General features: G+C 50.9%; 11 protein-coding genes. 9 read left to right on the forward strand and 2 right to left on the reverse strand.

What is annotated here, in order from left to right:
- Nucleotides 1-67: 67 nt before the first annotated feature.
- The 3 genes from BMY16_RS02335 to BMY16_RS02345 are packed head-to-tail and all read left to right on the forward strand — an operon-like array spanning nucleotide 68 to nucleotide 6,498.
- A complete protein-coding gene (locus tag BMY16_RS02335) occupies nucleotides 68-2,851 on the forward strand; it encodes an ATP-binding protein (RefSeq protein ID WP_091839519.1) in 2,784 nt (927 codons plus the stop codon).
- Nucleotides 2,852-2,866: 15 nt separating this feature from the next.
- Nucleotides 2,867-5,626 carry an ATP-binding protein gene (locus tag BMY16_RS02340; protein WP_091839522.1) on the forward strand — a complete coding sequence of 920 codons (2,760 nt, stop codon included), beginning with the start codon at nucleotides 2,867-2,869 and terminating at the stop codon, nucleotides 5,624-5,626.
- A 2-nt stretch (nucleotides 5,627-5,628) separates the two neighbouring features.
- On the forward strand, nucleotides 5,629-6,498 hold the full coding sequence (locus tag BMY16_RS02345; protein ID WP_091839525.1) for an AraC family transcriptional regulator: 870 nt from the start codon (nucleotides 5,629-5,631) through the stop codon (nucleotides 6,496-6,498).
- 33 nt (nucleotides 6,499-6,531) lie between these two features.
- Here BMY16_RS02345 and nhaD read toward each other — a convergent pair whose 3' ends face one another.
- Nucleotides 6,532-7,863 carry a sodium:proton antiporter NhaD gene (gene nhaD, locus BMY16_RS02350; RefSeq protein WP_091839527.1) on the reverse strand — a complete coding sequence of 444 codons (1,332 nt, stop codon included), beginning with the start codon at nucleotides 7,861-7,863 and terminating at the stop codon, nucleotides 6,532-6,534.
- A gap of 180 nt (nucleotides 7,864-8,043) precedes the next feature.
- Between nhaD and BMY16_RS02355 the strand changes: the two genes are divergently transcribed.
- The 4 genes from BMY16_RS02355 to BMY16_RS02370 all read left to right on the forward strand — a co-directional run bounded on the left by BMY16_RS02355 (nucleotide 8,044) and on the right by BMY16_RS02370 (nucleotide 13,730).
- Nucleotides 8,044-9,546 carry a rhamnulokinase gene (locus BMY16_RS02355; protein WP_091839530.1) on the forward strand — a complete coding sequence of 501 codons (1,503 nt, stop codon included), beginning with the start codon at nucleotides 8,044-8,046 and terminating at the stop codon, nucleotides 9,544-9,546.
- 28 nt (nucleotides 9,547-9,574) lie between these two features.
- The gene (locus BMY16_RS02360; RefSeq protein WP_091839532.1) at nucleotides 9,575-11,005 is read left to right on the forward strand and encodes an arabinose isomerase; all 1,431 of its coding nucleotides are present in this window, start codon (nucleotides 9,575-9,577) and stop codon (nucleotides 11,003-11,005) included.
- Nucleotides 11,006-11,009: 4 nt separating this feature from the next.
- Nucleotides 11,010-12,341 (forward strand): MFS transporter, encoded by a 1,332-nt coding sequence (locus BMY16_RS02365; protein ID WP_091839535.1) that lies wholly within the window; start codon nucleotides 11,010-11,012, stop codon nucleotides 12,339-12,341.
- A gap of 108 nt (nucleotides 12,342-12,449) precedes the next feature.
- Nucleotides 12,450-13,730 carry a FimB/Mfa2 family fimbrial subunit gene (locus BMY16_RS02370; protein ID WP_170835975.1) on the forward strand — a complete coding sequence of 427 codons (1,281 nt, stop codon included), beginning with the start codon at nucleotides 12,450-12,452 and terminating at the stop codon, nucleotides 13,728-13,730.
- A gap of 82 nt (nucleotides 13,731-13,812) precedes the next feature.
- Here the strand turns inward: BMY16_RS02370 and rhaD are convergent, their stop codons facing one another.
- Nucleotides 13,813-14,622, reverse strand: coding sequence for a rhamnulose-1-phosphate aldolase (gene rhaD / locus BMY16_RS02375; RefSeq protein ID WP_091839540.1), 810 nt, complete (start codon nucleotides 14,620-14,622; stop codon nucleotides 13,813-13,815).
- Nucleotides 14,623-14,776: 154 nt separating this feature from the next.
- Between rhaD and BMY16_RS02380 the strand changes: the two genes are divergently transcribed.
- Together BMY16_RS02380 and BMY16_RS02385 are read left to right on the forward strand one after the other, a co-directional pair.
- Entirely contained in the window at nucleotides 14,777-15,388 is a 612-nt protein-coding gene (locus tag BMY16_RS02380) for a DUF6621 family protein (protein WP_091839543.1), read from the forward strand.
- A gap of 70 nt (nucleotides 15,389-15,458) precedes the next feature.
- On the forward strand, nucleotides 15,459-16,694 hold the full coding sequence (locus BMY16_RS02385; RefSeq protein ID WP_091839545.1) for a saccharopine dehydrogenase family protein: 1,236 nt from the start codon (nucleotides 15,459-15,461) through the stop codon (nucleotides 16,692-16,694).
- The last annotated feature ends 12 nt before the right edge of the window (nucleotides 16,695-16,706 follow it).

Here is a 16,706-nt window from a genome sequence, read left to right on the forward strand (position 1 = left end):
ACAGAGCCAAGCTTGCTTGAGCTATGTCGAACGTGAGCGAGCTCGATGTGAAACATCAAGATTGAAAATGAAGATATATCAGAGACTGACAGTGGTGCTTTTGATGGTCTGTTCGCTACAGACCGTTACTGCTGCGGCAGATAAAGACACGACTATCGTATATAACGAGGCCAGGCCCCTCATCTATGAAGATGCATGGGACCTGTGGCCCTATGTGTTCCTGAATGAGAACGGTGAACCGGATGGTTATAACATCGACCTCCTGAAGATGATCTTCAAGGAGTTGAACATCCCATATATCATCAAACTGAAGCCCACCCTGGAGGCTCAGAAAGACCTGAAGGAGAAAAAGTCGGACCTGATGCTCAGAATGGATGCCAGCTTCACAAGGAACAATGCCTCGTACGGACAGACCATCGTACAGCTCTTCACGCATAGTGTGGTGACACCGACAAGCAAGCACCTCGAGATCCGCAGGGAGACCGACATGGGCGGGCATACCATCATCGTGCACGAGGGCAGCTTCAGTCATTACCTTATCAAGGAACACGGTTGGGCTGATGATGTGGTGGGCTATGACGACATGCAGGAAGCCATCCAGAAGGTCAGTGCAGAGGATGACGGTATCATCATCTGGAACACGATGTCGCTGAAATGGCTCATGCAGAAGTTCCAGACCACCAACCTCCAGCTGGACCCCATCGACCTACCCTATGGCGAGTATAAATTCTTTGCCAACGACCACCACCTGCTGGCCCAGATGGACAGTGTCTATGCCTACCTGCGTGCCAATGACAAGCTGACCCCCATCCAGAATAAATGGTTCTACCCGGAAAAGAAGGAGTCGGGTATCCCCTCGTGGATCTGGGACCTGATCATGATCCTGGCTGCCGTCGCCTTCTGTATCGTGGTCTATTATATTATATATAAGGTACGTGAGGACAAGATGACGCGTGAGATCAGAAAGAGCAACAACCGGCTCGCGCTTATCATGAAGACCAGTCATGTAGGTCTGTGGACTTACGATGTGGACTCCCAGGTCTTTGCCATGGTGGACCAGCATGGCAAAATCGCAAAAGCCTTCAGCTCACTGGAGTTTTCGAGGTACTATACCCCGGCAGATTTCAAGATTCTGATCGAAGCCCTGAAGAGACTCATTGAGAACAAAACCGAGAGTGTGACCCTGGACCTGAAGACCAGGTCGACAGAAGAGGAGGAAGAGCGTGAATTCACAACCACCCTGTCGGTATTGAGACGTAACAAGCACAACAGGCCCACCATCATCCTTTGTTCGGAGAGTGACGTCACAGAAGAGCGTATCCGCCAGGCAGAGGTGAAGGATAACCGCCTGCGCTACGAGTCGGTCTTTGAATCGGTCATGATCGACATGGTTTCCTACGACAAGGACGGCTACATCTACGACATGAACCAGAAGGCCAAGGATGCCATGCCGGTGGACATAGAGAAAATCCGGGACATGAAGATCTCCGTCGGTCAGGTGCTGGGCATGGATGACCTTGACCTGCAGAACCTGGACTATATCTACGTGACCCAGCTGTTCAAGGGGGATGATCCTAACGACAACCGTCCACTCAACAAACTACTGAAGCGCGACCTGATGTACTACGAATTGCAGATCACGGCCTTGCGGGACAGTGAGAACAAACTGCTCGGCATTTATGGTTCGGGACGTGACGTCACTGAGGTGGCCCATTCGTACCAGACGCTGCAGGACAACATCCAGCAATTGCAGGAAAAGAACGAGGAGGTGACCACCTATGTCAAGAACATCGACTATGTGTTGTCGGTGGGTGGTATCAGTCTAGTGAGATACAATCTGGACAACCATATCCTCACTATCTACAGTGAGATCAACCAACCGAAATACGCCCTGACACAGACCAGGGCCCTCTCGTTTGTCCATGAATCATCGAAGCACCGTGCCCTGAGACTGTTGACAAAGATGGACAACGGACAGGCAGGCACCTTCCACGAAGACATGAAGATCAACCTCCGCCGGAAAGACGGAGTGCCCCTGTTTATGCAGCTGCACTTCATCCCCACCTATCAGAATGGGCAGATCAAGGAATACTTCGGTATGTGTCGTGATATCAGTGACATCAAGATGATCGAGGCCAAGTTGGAGCAGGAGACCATCCGTGCCCAAGAGGTAGAGGTGGTAAAGAATGCCTTCCTGCACAATATGAGCCATGAGATCAGAACCCCGTTGAACTCAGTGGTCGGTTTCTCGGAACTCTTCGAGATGGAACACAGTACAGAAGACGAGGCCGTGTTTATCAGAGAGATCAAGGAGAGTTCGGCAGCCCTGTTGAAACTGATCAACGACATCCTGTTCCTGTCGCGTCTGGATGCCGGCATGATCACCATCAACCAGCAGCCCATCGACTTCGCCAGCGTCTTCGAGTCGAGATGTGACTCAGCATGGATGAAGGACAAAAAGCCAGGAGTGAACTATATCGTGAAGAATCCCTACCAGAAGCTGGTGATTGAGATTGATGAGCCGAAAGTCTCGATGATCATGGAAAAGATCATCAACAATGCAGCCCAGCACACCACGGCCGGTTCTATCCTGGCGCGTTATGACTATATCGGTGACCAGCTGGCTGTTTCCATCGAGGATACGGGTGACGGTATTCCTGAGGATGCCATTGAGCATATCTTCGAGCGTTTTGTCACGGGTGCCAACACTGGTGTAGGTCTGGGACTGAGCATCTGTCACGAGCTGATAGAGTACATGGGGGGGAAGATTCAGTTGAAATCCAAGACAGGTCAGGGAACCACTGTCTGGTTCACCCTCCCCTGCAAGGTTTTGGAATGGGAACGTAAATAAATGAGTTGAGACATCATGACGAGACAAATATATATCCTCATCGCCGCCTGCCTGTTGTCGGTATGCCATATACAGACAGCAAAGGCACTGTTTATCCGGGAATATACCGAAGATCACCCGCTGACCATCGTCAGCGACTGGGAGTTCCCGCCCTATGAGTTCCGTAATGACCGAGGCGAGCCCGACGGCTACAATGTGGAGGTGCTCGACATCATCCTGACGAAGCTGGAGATTCCCCATCGGTTTGTCATGAAGGAGTGGTACCAGTGTACCGAGACCTTCGAGAAGCGGGAGGCCGACCTTATCCATGCCCTGACATTCAAATACAAGCAGCGTCCCTATGTGATGACGCAGAACATGATCACCTACTACAACCTCCGGGTGGCCCGTCATAAGAAGACGCCACCTCTGAACCAAATCAGCAAATTGACGGAGGAAGACACGCTGATCCTGAAAAAAAACGACTATGCGGCCCTGCGTATCTCTGAGATCAGAGACCGTGTGTTCAAGACCGAATACCACTCGTCGAGAGAAGCCTTGACAGGTATCAGGAGTGGCAAATACAAGTATTATATCTGGGGAGAGATTCCCCTCAGCATGAAGATCCGGGAATATGGTGTGGAGGACGTGGTGCTCGATGAGATAGACATCCCCGCCGGTGAGCTCCGCATCATCGGTTATGACAAAGAACTGATTGATGCCATCGATGACAACTTTGCGCGAATGGAACAGTCGGGAGAGATGGAAAGAATCCGCGACAAGTGGTTCCATCCCGACAAGGTGCATAACGACACCTCGCCCATCACCCTGATTCTATTGGTGGGTGTCGTCATCGCCGGTATCATCGCCTTCCTGTTCAGTCAGCTCATCCGTAACCGTGTGAAGATGGCCATCAACAAGTCGACAGACCTGAATCACATGATGACACAGGCCCTGAACATGGGTGCCTATGCGGTGGTGGAATATGACATCGACAACCAGCACCTGCGTAACCTGCATGGTCATGTAGTGCCTGACGAGGGGATGCCATCCTCGGAGTTCCTCAGTGGGATGCGCCCCGAACAAGGTATGGTGCTGCATGAGAACAATCTGCGGCTTATCAAAGGAGAGATCCAGACTTTTGAGATGACCGTGAGTCTGAACTCCGGCACTGCAGAACAGCCCCAGTGGAAAGACTATTACGGCTATGCACTTGTGGAGAAAGAAAACGGGCATCCGAAGTATATCATCTATACCGTCAAGGACCTGACTGAAGAGTTGATAGAGGAGCAGTTGAACCTGGAAACAGGTATCAAATTCCACAAGATGTTTGAGACCAGTCTGATTGCCATGTCGTTCTATAACAAGGAGGGCATGATGATTGATGCCAACCAGAAGATGCGCCAGTTGTGTAACTTCAATGAAGATACAGAGAGATACTTCCGCAACATGTCACTGTTCAACACGCCATCCCTCGAAGGTCAGATTGAACCGACCAGAAAAGATGTATTCCATGTCTGTCAGAGAATGTTCTACCCAGATCTAGGCATCTACAGGTATATTGAGTTAAAGATTCGTCCAACCTTCGACGAAGAGGGTGACCTGCGCTTCTATATCGCCACAGCCAGAGACCTGAGTGCAGAACGAAAGATGTATCTGGACCAGCGTAACCATGAACAGGAGATGAACAAGGCCAACGAGAAGATCCAGGCCTATGAGGAACAGTTGAGGTACCTGTTGGAGAATAGTAAGATGACAGTCTGGCGTTCGGACCTGCGTACGAACGAGGTTTTCTTCTCCCATTCACTCAAGACAACAGACTACAGCGAAACTATTGAAGATTATACCAACCGTATCGATGAAAGCGAGCAGCAAGGCTCAAGAAATGCCATTGCCGACCCGGACTTCATGAGCAAGCCCTTCAACGTGATTCATCACTTCAAGCATACTCACGATGGAAGCGGACCTGGCTGGTATGCCATCAGCGGTATTCCCACCTATGACTCAAAGGGTGAGAGAATCGGCTATTTCGGAATCTCCCGTAATATCACTGACCTGATGGATGCCCAACAGAAGCTGAAAGAAGAGACCAAACGTGCAGAAAACTCCGGTAAGATGAAGAGTGCCTTCCTGGCCAATATGACCCATGAGATCCGTACACCACTGAATGCCATCGTAGGTTTCAGTGACCTGTTGCCTATGGTAGACACCAAACAAGAGCGCATGGACTTCATCCGTATCATCCGCAACAACTGTGACATGCTCATGCGCCTCATCAATGATATCCTGGAGGCCTCGAACATGGGACAGGCGCTCGCTATCAAGCCTATATCCTGCGACCTTGCCGTGGTATTCAACGACATCTGCCAGACCCTGGCCCAGCGCGTGGAAGAACCTGGGGTGGAGTTCATTAAGGACAATCCCTACGACACCTTCCCTGTCGTGCTTGACATAGGCCGTATCCAGCAGGTGCTGACCAACTTCACCACCAACGCCGTGAAGTACACCCACCAAGGCCATATCAAGGTGGGCTACCGAGAGCAAGACAATGGTGTCTACTTCTATTGTGAGGATACCGGCGCCGGTATTCCCAAGGAGAAACAAGCCAGTGTGTTTGAGCGTTTTGTCAAGCTCAACGACTTCGTGCAGGGTACGGGTCTGGGGCTCAGTATCTGTCAGGCCATTGCAGAACGTTGTGGCGGAAAGATCGGTGTCACCTCTGAAGGTGAGGGACATGGATCTACCTTCTGGTTATGGACGCCCCGAGAAATTACCCCCCCTAAAACAGAATCCTGACTATGCAAAAAAGTAAATACCTGCTCGCCAATGAGCGTGATGCCTTGTGGGGACTGACAGTCAGCACTGTGGGCTATGAGGACATAGCCCGTGGGGAGCCCTATCCCACCAAGGGGCATGCCGACGGCTATTATTTCAATATTGAGAAGGGCCGTATCCTCAACGAATACCAACTACTCTATAACCCCGAGGGAGAGGGGGAATTTGAAAGCACCCACTGTCCGAAGACCCAGCTGAAGCCGGGTGACATGTTCCTGCTCTTTCCCGGGGAATGGCATACATATCATCCCAACCCACGTACCGGATGGAAGAGCAACTGGATCGGTTTCAAGGGCAAGAACATGGACGACCGTGTAAAGGCGGGATTCCTGTCACCAGAGAAGCCCATCTACCATGTAGGCTATTCGGCAGTCATTGAGACCCTTTACAAGCGGGCCTTCGAGGCAGCTATGGAAGAGGCGGCCTATGCCCAGCAGATGATGGCAGGGCTCGTGAACCACCTGATTGGTATCATGTACTCCCTGGAGCGTAACATCGAACTGAACAAGAACCAACAACAGGTGGATATGGTGAGTAAAGCGCGACTGCGTATCCGTGAGTCACTGGAGTCGGACGTGACCATCCAGACGATTGCCGAGGAGCTGGGCGTGAGCTACAGTAACTTCCGTAAGCTGTTCAAGGAATACACGGGACTCTCGCCCGCCACCTACCAGCAAGAACTGAGACTCTTGCGTGCCAAGGAGCTGTTGACCACCACAGAACTCAGTATCAAGGAGATTGCCTATCGGCTGAACTTCGAGAGTCCGGACTACTTCTCGGCCAAGTTCAAGGCCAAGATGGGCTTCAAGCCCAGTGAGATCAAGATGAAATAAAACATCCCCGCCGATTTGGCGGGGATGAATTATTTAGAAGAACAATGATCTTTCTATCCAATAGGTCAGGATACCTGCGAGATAGCCTACAAAGGCCACCCACGTGATCTTCTTCATATACCAACCGAAGGTAATCTTCTCAAGGCCCATGACAACCACGCCGGCAGCAGAACCGATGATCAGCATCGAGCCACCAACACCGGCACAATAAGCCAACAACTGCCAGAAGATACCGTCTATAGCCATATCACCCGTAGCGGCCACGGGATACATACCCATACAACCGGCTACCAAAGGTACGTTGTCGACTATAGAAGAGAGGACGCCGATGATACCTGTGACAAGGAAATGGTTTCCCTCGAAGGTAGAATCGAGTACAGAACCCAGCATCGTGAGGACACCCACCTCCTGTAAGACGGCCACAGCCATCAGGATGCCCAGGAAGAACATGATGGTGGAGAGGTCTATCTTGGAGAGGAGATCAGAGACACGTTTGGCCATCGTATCGTCCTCGGCCGTGTTATGATGGAAAATCTCGGTCACAGTCCATAGCACGCCCAGAACGAGCAGGATGCCCATGAACGGTGGCAGATGCGTCAGGGTCTTGAAGACGGGAACAAAGCAGAGACCTCCCACACCCAGCCAGAAGATGATATCGCGCTGGGCCTTGGTGAATTGGGTCACATCGGCCTTGGGCAGGTTCTGTGACTTGTCGAACTTACCCTGCAGCTGATACTGGAGGATAAAGGCAGGTACCAGCATAGAGATCAGTGAGGGCACGAAGATCTCGGTGAGTACACCCTGTGTGGTGATGACACCCTTGATCCACAGCATGATGGTGGTAACATCGCCAATCGGAGAGAAAGCACCACCGGAGTTGGCAGAGATAACCACCAGGGCGGCATAGATGAGCCGGTCGCCACGTGACTGAACCAGTTTACGAAGCACCATGATCATGACAATCGAAGTGGTCAGGTTGTCAAGGATAGCCGACAGGAAGAAGGTCATAAAGGCCATGCGCCACATGAGCTTACGCTTAGAGCGGGTTTTCATGGCATCGCGGACGAAGTTGAAGCCACCGTTGGAGTCGACAATCTCCACAATGGTCATGGCACCCATCAGGAAAAAGAGGGTACCTGCGGCATCTCCGAGGTGATGCTCGATGACCTCAGAGATGTGGTGAATCACCTCACCACCAGGAATAGCGGGGTAATAAGATGCCGGCGCCATCATCAGCAGTGTCCAGCAGCACACACACATCAGCAGGGCAATGGCTGCCTTGTTGATCTTTGTCAGGCTCTCCAGGGCGATACACAGGTAGCCGATACAGAAAACCGTGACAATCAGAATCGTTAATGTTGACATTTGACTAGTATAATTATAATTGTTCGTATCTGGGTGCAAAGGTACGGCAATTCGAGGGAAATGCAAAATAAATATGGGTTTAAAATCAAATTTTCAAGACTAAAAATCAAATAATAATGGTATATCTATCAAAAACGACGTACCTTTGCCAGCGAATCTGCTAATCAAACGAAAATTAAGATGGATAAAAAGACCTATTTCTTCGCCGTGGATCTGGGAGCCACCAGTGGACGAACCATCATCGGACGTATCGAGGACGGGACGTTCAGTCTGGAGGAGGTGACCCGTTTCCCCAACAACCTCATTGAACAGGGTGGCCATTTCTACTGGGATATCCATGCCCTCTACTTTGAGATGATCCGCGGACTGAAAGAGGTGGCGAAACGCGGACTGGAGATTACCAGTATCGGTATCGACACATGGGGTGTGGACTTCGTGTTCATCGGGGAAGACAACGCCATCTTAAGAAACCCGCGCGCCTATCGCGATCCTATTACTTTTAAGGCGATGGACGACTATCTGGAGCATGTCATCTCGCGCAGGGAGGTCTATGACATCACTGGTATCCAGCTGATGAACTTCAACAGCATCTTCCAGCTCTATGCCATGCGACAGGAAGACAATGCCGCCCTGAAGCATGCCAAGAAGATACTCTTCGTGCCAGATGCCCTGAGTTGGATGCTGACAGGTCAGGAGGTATGTGAATATACCATCGCCTCCACCTCGCAGTTGCTCGATCCTCGCAGTAAGGAGTTGGACGAGCGACTGTTGGAATCCTTAGGACTGAAACGAGAGGTATTCGGAAAGATGGTGATGCCCGGGGCAGTGATTGGCACGCTGACAGAAGAGGTGCAGAAGATGACTGGCCTGGGGGCTATTCCCGTGATTGCCGTGGCCGGTCATGACACAGGCTCTGCCGTGGCTGCGGTCCCTGCCAAAGACGCACACTTCGCCTACCTCAGCAGTGGTACCTGGAGTCTGATGGGTATCGAGACCAAGGATGCCATCATCAACGACCTGAGTTACCAGCGTAACTTCACCAATGAAGGCGGTATTGAAGGAACGACCCGTTTCCTGAAAAATATCTGTGGCATGTGGCTCTATGAGCGTTGTCGGAAAGAGTGGGCCACCAGTCCTGTAGTAGCAGACCAGGAAGCTGCAGGCATGTCACACCCAGAGTTGCAGGGCTCGGCCATGCAGGTGGAGGCATTCCGCAGTTTGATTAATCCCGACGACCCGATGTTTGCCAACCCAGCCTCGATGTTGGAAGCTATCCGCCAATACTGTCGTCAGACAGATCAGGTCATCCCAGAAACCCCGGCAGAGATCTGTCGCTGTATCTTCGATTCACTGGCCCTGCGCTATAAGCAGGTGTTCCAATGGCTGCAGGAGTTTACGGATATCCCCTTGTCAACGCTCCACATCATCGGTGGTGGCAGCCTCAACAAATACCTGAATCAGTTTACGGCCAATGCCACTGGCGTGACAGTGCTGGCTGGTCCTCAGGAGGGCACGGCCATCGGCAACATCCTATTGCAAGCCAAGGCAGCAGGTCTGGTGAAGGACATCTGGGAGATGCGCCAGATCATTGCCAACAGCCTCGACCTCGTCAGGTATGAGCCTCAGGACCAGGCTGTCTGGGATGCAGCGTATGAGAACTATCTGAAGATAACAAACAAATAAAACTAATATAATAAAAAAAATCACAATTATGAGTAAACCATTAGTAGAAACCAAAGCCAGAATAGGTGTGTTCTCCATTGCCTTGCAGGCATACCTACCTCAATTTCCCCAACTCGTACCAGAGTTCGAGGCCCAGTATGAAGCGTTTAAGAAGACACTGCCAGATACAGTAGAGATCGTTGACGGTGGTATGGTGACCACGAAAGAGCAGTCGATGGCTGCAGGGGATAAGTTCCGTGCTGCCGATGTCGACCTCGTCATCCTGCAGTTGCTCACGTACTGCACCTCTTATAATATGTTGCCTGCCGTGCGTGACCTCGATGTGCCTGTGATTCTCGTCAACGTGCAGAAGAAGAAAGCCCCCGACTATGAGAAGACCGACATCCCCACATGGCTTGGTGAGCTCTATGCCTGTGGTGCTGTGGGTGAGATGGTGGCCGATCTGGAACGTGCCGGTAAGCGCCACGCGGTGATTACAGGTGTTGTAGAGGGTGGCGATCCCCAGGTACAGGCTGAGATAGAGGACTGGTGCAGGGCTGCCCAGGTGCGTCGCAGGTTCCGCGATACCAACATAGCCCAGATAGGTCGCCCCTACCCCGGCATGATGGACCTCTATATCGACGAGACTAACCTCTACCACCGGATGTATGTCTACACGAAGCAGTTTGACTGGGAACAGATGTGGGCCATCGCCGATCATATCACTGACGAAGCTGCCATCCGTGCCAAGGCACAGGATATCCTCGACACCTTCGAGATTGAGGGTGGCGGCAGCATCGAGAAAGTCTGGGACATGGCGAAATATGTCGTGGCTTTCGAACAGTGGGTGAAGGATGAGCAGCTCGGCATGATTGCCTCGCACTATGCCGGTTTTGCGCAGGGTGTGGCCGGTAAGCTCGACTCCATGCTGATTCCCGCATTCTCGATGCTCATCAAGCAGCACACTGCCTGTGCTGTGGAGGGAGACATGAAGGTGGCCATGGCCATGTCGATCCTGAAGACCATCTCCGGCACAGGTACACTGAGTGAGATGTACAGCATCGACTTCGACAAGGATATCTGCATCATCGGTCATAGTGGCTCGGGCGACTTCGACATCTCCCAGGCCAAGAAACCCACGATGAAGATCGTGCCCGTGTTCCATGGAAAGACAGGAGGCGGCTATCTGACGCAGTTCTATCCTCCCACAGGTCCTGTGACCTATCTCGGTATCACGCAGGACAAGAACGGTGTGTTTAAGTTTGTCGTGGCAGAGGGTGTGAATGAGGACGGCCCGATCTTCACCTTTGGTGACACCAACATGCGTACCCGTTTCTCTATAGGAGCCCGTGAGTTCTGTAACCGTTGGAGCGAGGCAGGTCCTACGCATCACATGGCTGCTGCCGTGGGTCATCATATCGACACCATCCTCAAGGTGGCCAAGATCTTCAATATCCAGGTAGACATCGTGTGCAGATAAGGCTATGGCAAAGTCAAGTTCCCTGAAGAGTACCCTTGCGGTCTCGCTCAACAACTATCTCGATGCAGGTGCCATCGTGGCAGGTGCCAGTGGTGTGACGCTCTGGCAGAACTACCTCGGTCTGTCGGAGATGCATCTCGGCTGGCTCAACGCCTTGAGTGCCAATGCTCTCGGTGCAGCCATCGGTGCCATCATTGGTGGATTCCTGGCCGACAAGTTCGGACGCAAGTTCATCTTCACCTACAATCTGCTGGTCTATATGACGGGCGTTCTCATTGTGATGTTAGCCATGAACTTCCCCATGCTCCTGGCCGGTTTTCTTATCACAGGCATCTCCGTGGGTATCGGTGTGCCAGCCTCATGGACCTATATCTCTGAGAGTTCCGAGGTCAACAACCGCGGCAGGAATATCTGTATCTCACAGATGTCATGGGGTGTGGGCCCGATGGTCATCCTTTTCTTCGGCATGCTCCTGGCTCCCGGCGGTTTCCTCTATGCCCCGGTAGAATCGCTGGCACAAGCTGTTGTTGGAGCAGATGCGCCACAGGCGTCCATCCAGGTGTTCTCTTCGCGCGTTGTATTCCTCACCCTCTTTATCGTGGCCTTTATCGCATGGAACCTTCAGCGCCAGTTGGAAGAGAGCGCCGAGTTTACAGCCAATAAAGCCAAGGACAAGAGCGGTATCGTCGAGAATATCAAATTGCTGTTCACCAACCGCATTGCCGTCAAGACCGTTGCCTTCCTTGCCACCATCTACCTCACGTGGAATCTCGTGGCCAGTGTGATGGGATTCTTCATGCCCCACATCTATGAGACAGCTGGCGGACTGAGCAATGAGGATGCCAATATGCTAAGCTGTATCAGTTGGGTATTCGTGGTCGTCACCACCTTCATCATCTCGTTCTTTGTTGACAAGGTAGCCCATCGCTTCTTCTATATCTTTGGTCTGGCAGCAGCACTGACGGCCTGGATCCTGATTATTGGCGGAGGAGTATCAACGATAGGCGGCATCTGGCTATTCACCATTCTATGGGGTATCAACAACGGCAGTTCGGTACAGGTGTTCTATGCCCTCTGGGGATCAGAACTGTTCCCTGCCAAGTTCCGTGCCGGTGCCCAAGGACTGTTGTTCTTCATCGTGCGTGGTCTCTCGGCAGTGTGGGGACTCGTCTTCACCTTCATCTACGGTGACAATGGCGAGGGCTTTACCCTGGCAGCTTATTGCATGGTAGTCCTGCTGCTCATCGCCCTTATCGTGGGTCTGCTGGGAATGCCCAATACCCGTGGCAAGACACTCCACCAGATCACGAAGGAGCGTTACGGCGACGATTATTAAGTTTTTTAATATAGAATTGACAAAAAATCCCGGAATCATTTGGTGGTTTCGGGATTTTTCTTTACCTTTGCACCAGTTAAAATTAATTCTATTTTCATTATGGAAGACATGAGAAAGTATTTTTTGCATTATGTGGCCGCTTTTTGCGGAATGGTAACCCTGAGTTCTTGTGCTCAGGAAGTGATTAACGAAGACATGTCAGCATCTGACAGTAGGATGACCGTCATGACACGTGGTGAGGGGGATCCTGTCACGAGTCCTGTACGTCTCTATGTGTTTGACAGTGACGACGGGTGTGTGACCATGGAGACATTGGATGCCGGGAGCAGTTCTTTTACGAAGAACCTGCCTGCCGGCACTTACGATGTCTATGCCTTAGCCAGTGACGAGAGCCGTTATGCGCTGCCCTCAAAGGACGAGGCGACAAAGACGACACCCATCGCTCTCAAGTCGGGCGAGCAGTATGGCGACCTGATGATTGGACATTCGTCTGTAACACTAAGCGATGGTAACACTAATGAGATCACCTTGAACCTGAGTCGAAAGGTGATGCTCCTCAGAAGCGTCATCATCAAGGATGTGCCTGAAGGTACAACAGACGTCAGCGTAATGGTCAGTCCTATCCAGGAGTCGATACTGCTAAACGGCTCTTACCAAGGCGATGACGGGTCCTTCTCTGTAGCCCTGACCAAGCAGAGCGACGGTACCACCTGGAAGATGACAACGGAGGATGTATTTCTGCTGCCTTCTGTTGGCAAGCCCACGATTACGATCACTATCGGAACGACATCCTTCTCTTATAGCTGTCCGAACGAACTGGAGGCTAATCACAAGATCACCATCGAGGGTACCTACAAGGAGCCGACAACCCAGCCTGCAGAGTTGACACTGACAGGAACCATCAATGGTGTTGCCTGGGGAGAGGACAGTCATGTATCCTTCGACTTCGGGCCAGATGATTCCAGCACAACCACACCCCCAGAAATCCCCGCCCAAGGATCAACATATCTTGGCTGCTATGTGCTGAGTGTCAGTGGGAATGATGTAACCTTACTGTCACCAAGCCAAAAACAACATGTTATTGAAGATAAAGAGGAACAAGCGATTATTTCATCTAAGATAAATGCCAAACTTCAAACATGGGAAACAACTATCTCATCAAACTGGCGGCTAATGACCAAAGAGGAAGCTGGTCTTATTCGGTCTAACTACACTTCGATAAACACCTTGAGTGAAACGGAGAGAGGCGAAACTATAAGCCCGTCATTCTCTTATTTCTGCACAGACGGAAATAGTATTTTTGAATTTCTACCAAATACAACAAATTTCATAGTTGGAGGTAGATATGCCACTTACCTCCGCCCTGTAACAACTATCACTATTCAATAACAACGAAATCCCCGATGCTTCACAGCGTCGGGGATTCAATTAAAACCAAAATATATGTTGTCTGTAGTTTGTTTTTCCTTTTTTATTTAGGCAGGTTGAAAGCCAATGTCATTTCAGCTAACTGCTCGTCGTTCATACCCTCTGGCTCAAAGCCCATAGCCTTGGCATTGATATAGATCTTGGCACTCTTGGAGAGCACGTCAATCTGGTCGAAAGCATCCATCACGTCGAGACCCTTGGCAAACACACCATGCTTCTCCCACATCACCACATCATAATCCTCCAGTTCCTGGAGTGTGGCATCGGCGAGAGCCTTGCTGCCAGGCAGCTGGTAAGGAACGATGCCTAAGCCTAACGGGCAGAAAGCCTTTGTCTCAGGAATCATCGACCACAGGATCTTAGTCAGCACATCCTTGCCAAGGAACTGCTTCGAGTGGCTCATAGCCACCAGTTCGATGGGATGGGTATGTACGGTGGCCTTATAATTGCTACCTTTCTCAATCAGACTGGCATGAACCGTCAGATGGCTGGGCAGTTCACTTGTAGGCATCACGGCATTGTCGGCAATGATAACATACGAGTCACAGCCGTCAAGGATGCGGATGATAGAGCCATTATCCATGGGCCAGCGAGCCAGGTCGCGCATACGTTTCCCTGTACCCTTGCAATAGAAATAGCATCCCTTCAGGGCAGGCAGCTCAACCCCTATCTGTTTCACCTCACTGATAGCCGGCAACTGACGAATCTCATCGTCCACCAGGTCTGTCACGTTGACTGTGATATTACCACCATTACGCTCAGCCCATCCGTTCTGCCACAGATAGCCTGCCACCTCAGCAATCTTCTCAATCTCAGCCTTCAGGGCCGGACGTCCTTCCAATACACTCTTCATTCTTGTCGTATTTAATAGTTGTGTGCAAAGTTACTCTTTTTTTCACTGACAGACCCGCAATATTTGATATTTGAGCCGTGATTTATGATTATGTATAAAAAAAGAAAAAAAGTTTGTGGATTAAGGAAAATCTTCGTATATTTGCACCTTAGATATGAACAACAACCTACAAGAAGCGAAATGGAGTGAAAACGTGATACTCGTCGATGCTGACTACGTCGATAAAGTAGCGTTTAACCTCATCGTGAACTTTGAGCGGATGATAGGCCGCAGGATTCCACAGGCAGACATTGCCAAGTGGATTGACTGTGTGGCTCTCGACGGAGGTATCCGAGAGGGGGAGCATGAGACACTGGTCGTGCTGATCCATCGGAAAGACAAGACGAAGTTGGAGAATTTCACCCCCAGTGACTACGGGAAAGAGTTGAACGGCAAGGCTTTCAAAGACCATCTGGGTGAATTTACCATCAGTGCCTATCCCATAGAGAGCATTGCCGGAGGGGAGGATTATTTCACAGATGCCCTGCAGTTGATTACAGGTCAGAAAGAGGTGAAACGCGTGATGGTGATTCCCGATGCAGAGAACGCCTATATATATAATAAGGTACGCGAGACACTGAATCGTCTGGATGATGACGATGATCCTAAGCGCATCACCGTCTTTGCCATGCAACCCATGCCAGGTGGCAACTTCCGACAGGAAATCCTGGGTTACTCGCTAATGGCAGCCTTAGGTATCAGAAGCGAAGAAATCAGGGAAAGGTAAGAAGGGGAAAAGGTAAGAAGGTAAAAAAGTAAAAAGGTAAAAAAGTAAAAAGGTAAAAAATAGAAGAATTATGGCAAAAGTATTAATGATTGGCGCCGGAGGCGTCGCAACGGTAGCAGCATTCAAGATTGCACAGAATGCTGACGTGTTTACCGACTTTATGATTGCCAGCCGCAGAAAAGCTAAGTGCGACAAGATTGTGGAGGATATCCACAAGGCTGGCTACAAGATGGACATCAAGACCGCACAGGTGGATGCCGATGATGTGGAGCAGTTGAAGGCACTCTTCAACGACTATCAGCCAGAACTCGTGATCAACCTCGCCCTGCCCTATCAGGACCTGACAATCATGGACGCCTGTCTGGCTTGTGGCTGTAACTATCTCGACACGGCTAACTATGAGCCCAAGGACGAGGCACACTTCGAATACTCCTGGCAATGGGCCTATAAGGACCGTTTCGAGCAGGCAGGACTGACAGCCATCCTGGGTTGTGGCTTTGACCCGGGTGTCTCGGGTGTCTATACGGCCTATGCCGCCAAGCACCATTTTGATGAAATCCACTACCTCGATATCGTGGACTGTAACGCCGGTGACCATCACCATGCTTTCGCCACGAACTTCAATCCGGAAATCAACATCCGCGAGATTACCCAGAAGGGACTCTATTATAAAGACGGCCAATGGATTGAGACAGAGCCGCTGGAGATTCACAAGCCACTCACCTACCCCAACATCGGTCCGCGTGAGAGTTATCTGCTGCACCATGAGGAGCTGGAGAGTCTGGTAAAGAACTATCCCACCATCAAGCAGGGTCGTTTCTGGATGACCTTCGGCGAACAGTATCTGAAGCACCTCGACGTGATTCAGAACATCGGTATGAGTCGTATCGATGAGATTGAGTACGAAGCACCTTTGGCTGACGGTTCTGGCACTGCCAAGGTGAAGATTGTGCCCCTACAGTTCCTGAAGGCCGTGCTGCCTAATCCTCAGGATCTGGGTGAGAACTATGAGGGCGAGACCTCTATCGGCTGTCGTATCCGTGGTATCAAAGACGGTCAGGAGCACACGTACTATGTATACAACAACTGCAAGCATCAGGAGGCCTACAAGGAGACTGGTATGCAGGGTGTGAGCTATACCACTGGTGTGCCTGCCATGATCGGTGCGATGATGTTTGTTAAGGGCATCTGGAAGAAGCCGGGCGTATGGAATGTAGAGGACTTCAATCCCGATCCCTTCATGGAACAACTGAACAAACAAGGTCTGCCTTGGCACGAAGTCTTCGACGGTGACCTCGAATTATAATTATTAACTCTT

Source organism: Prevotella sp. ne3005 (assembly GCF_900110085.1).
Classification (GTDB): domain Bacteria; phylum Bacteroidota; class Bacteroidia; order Bacteroidales; family Bacteroidaceae; genus Prevotella.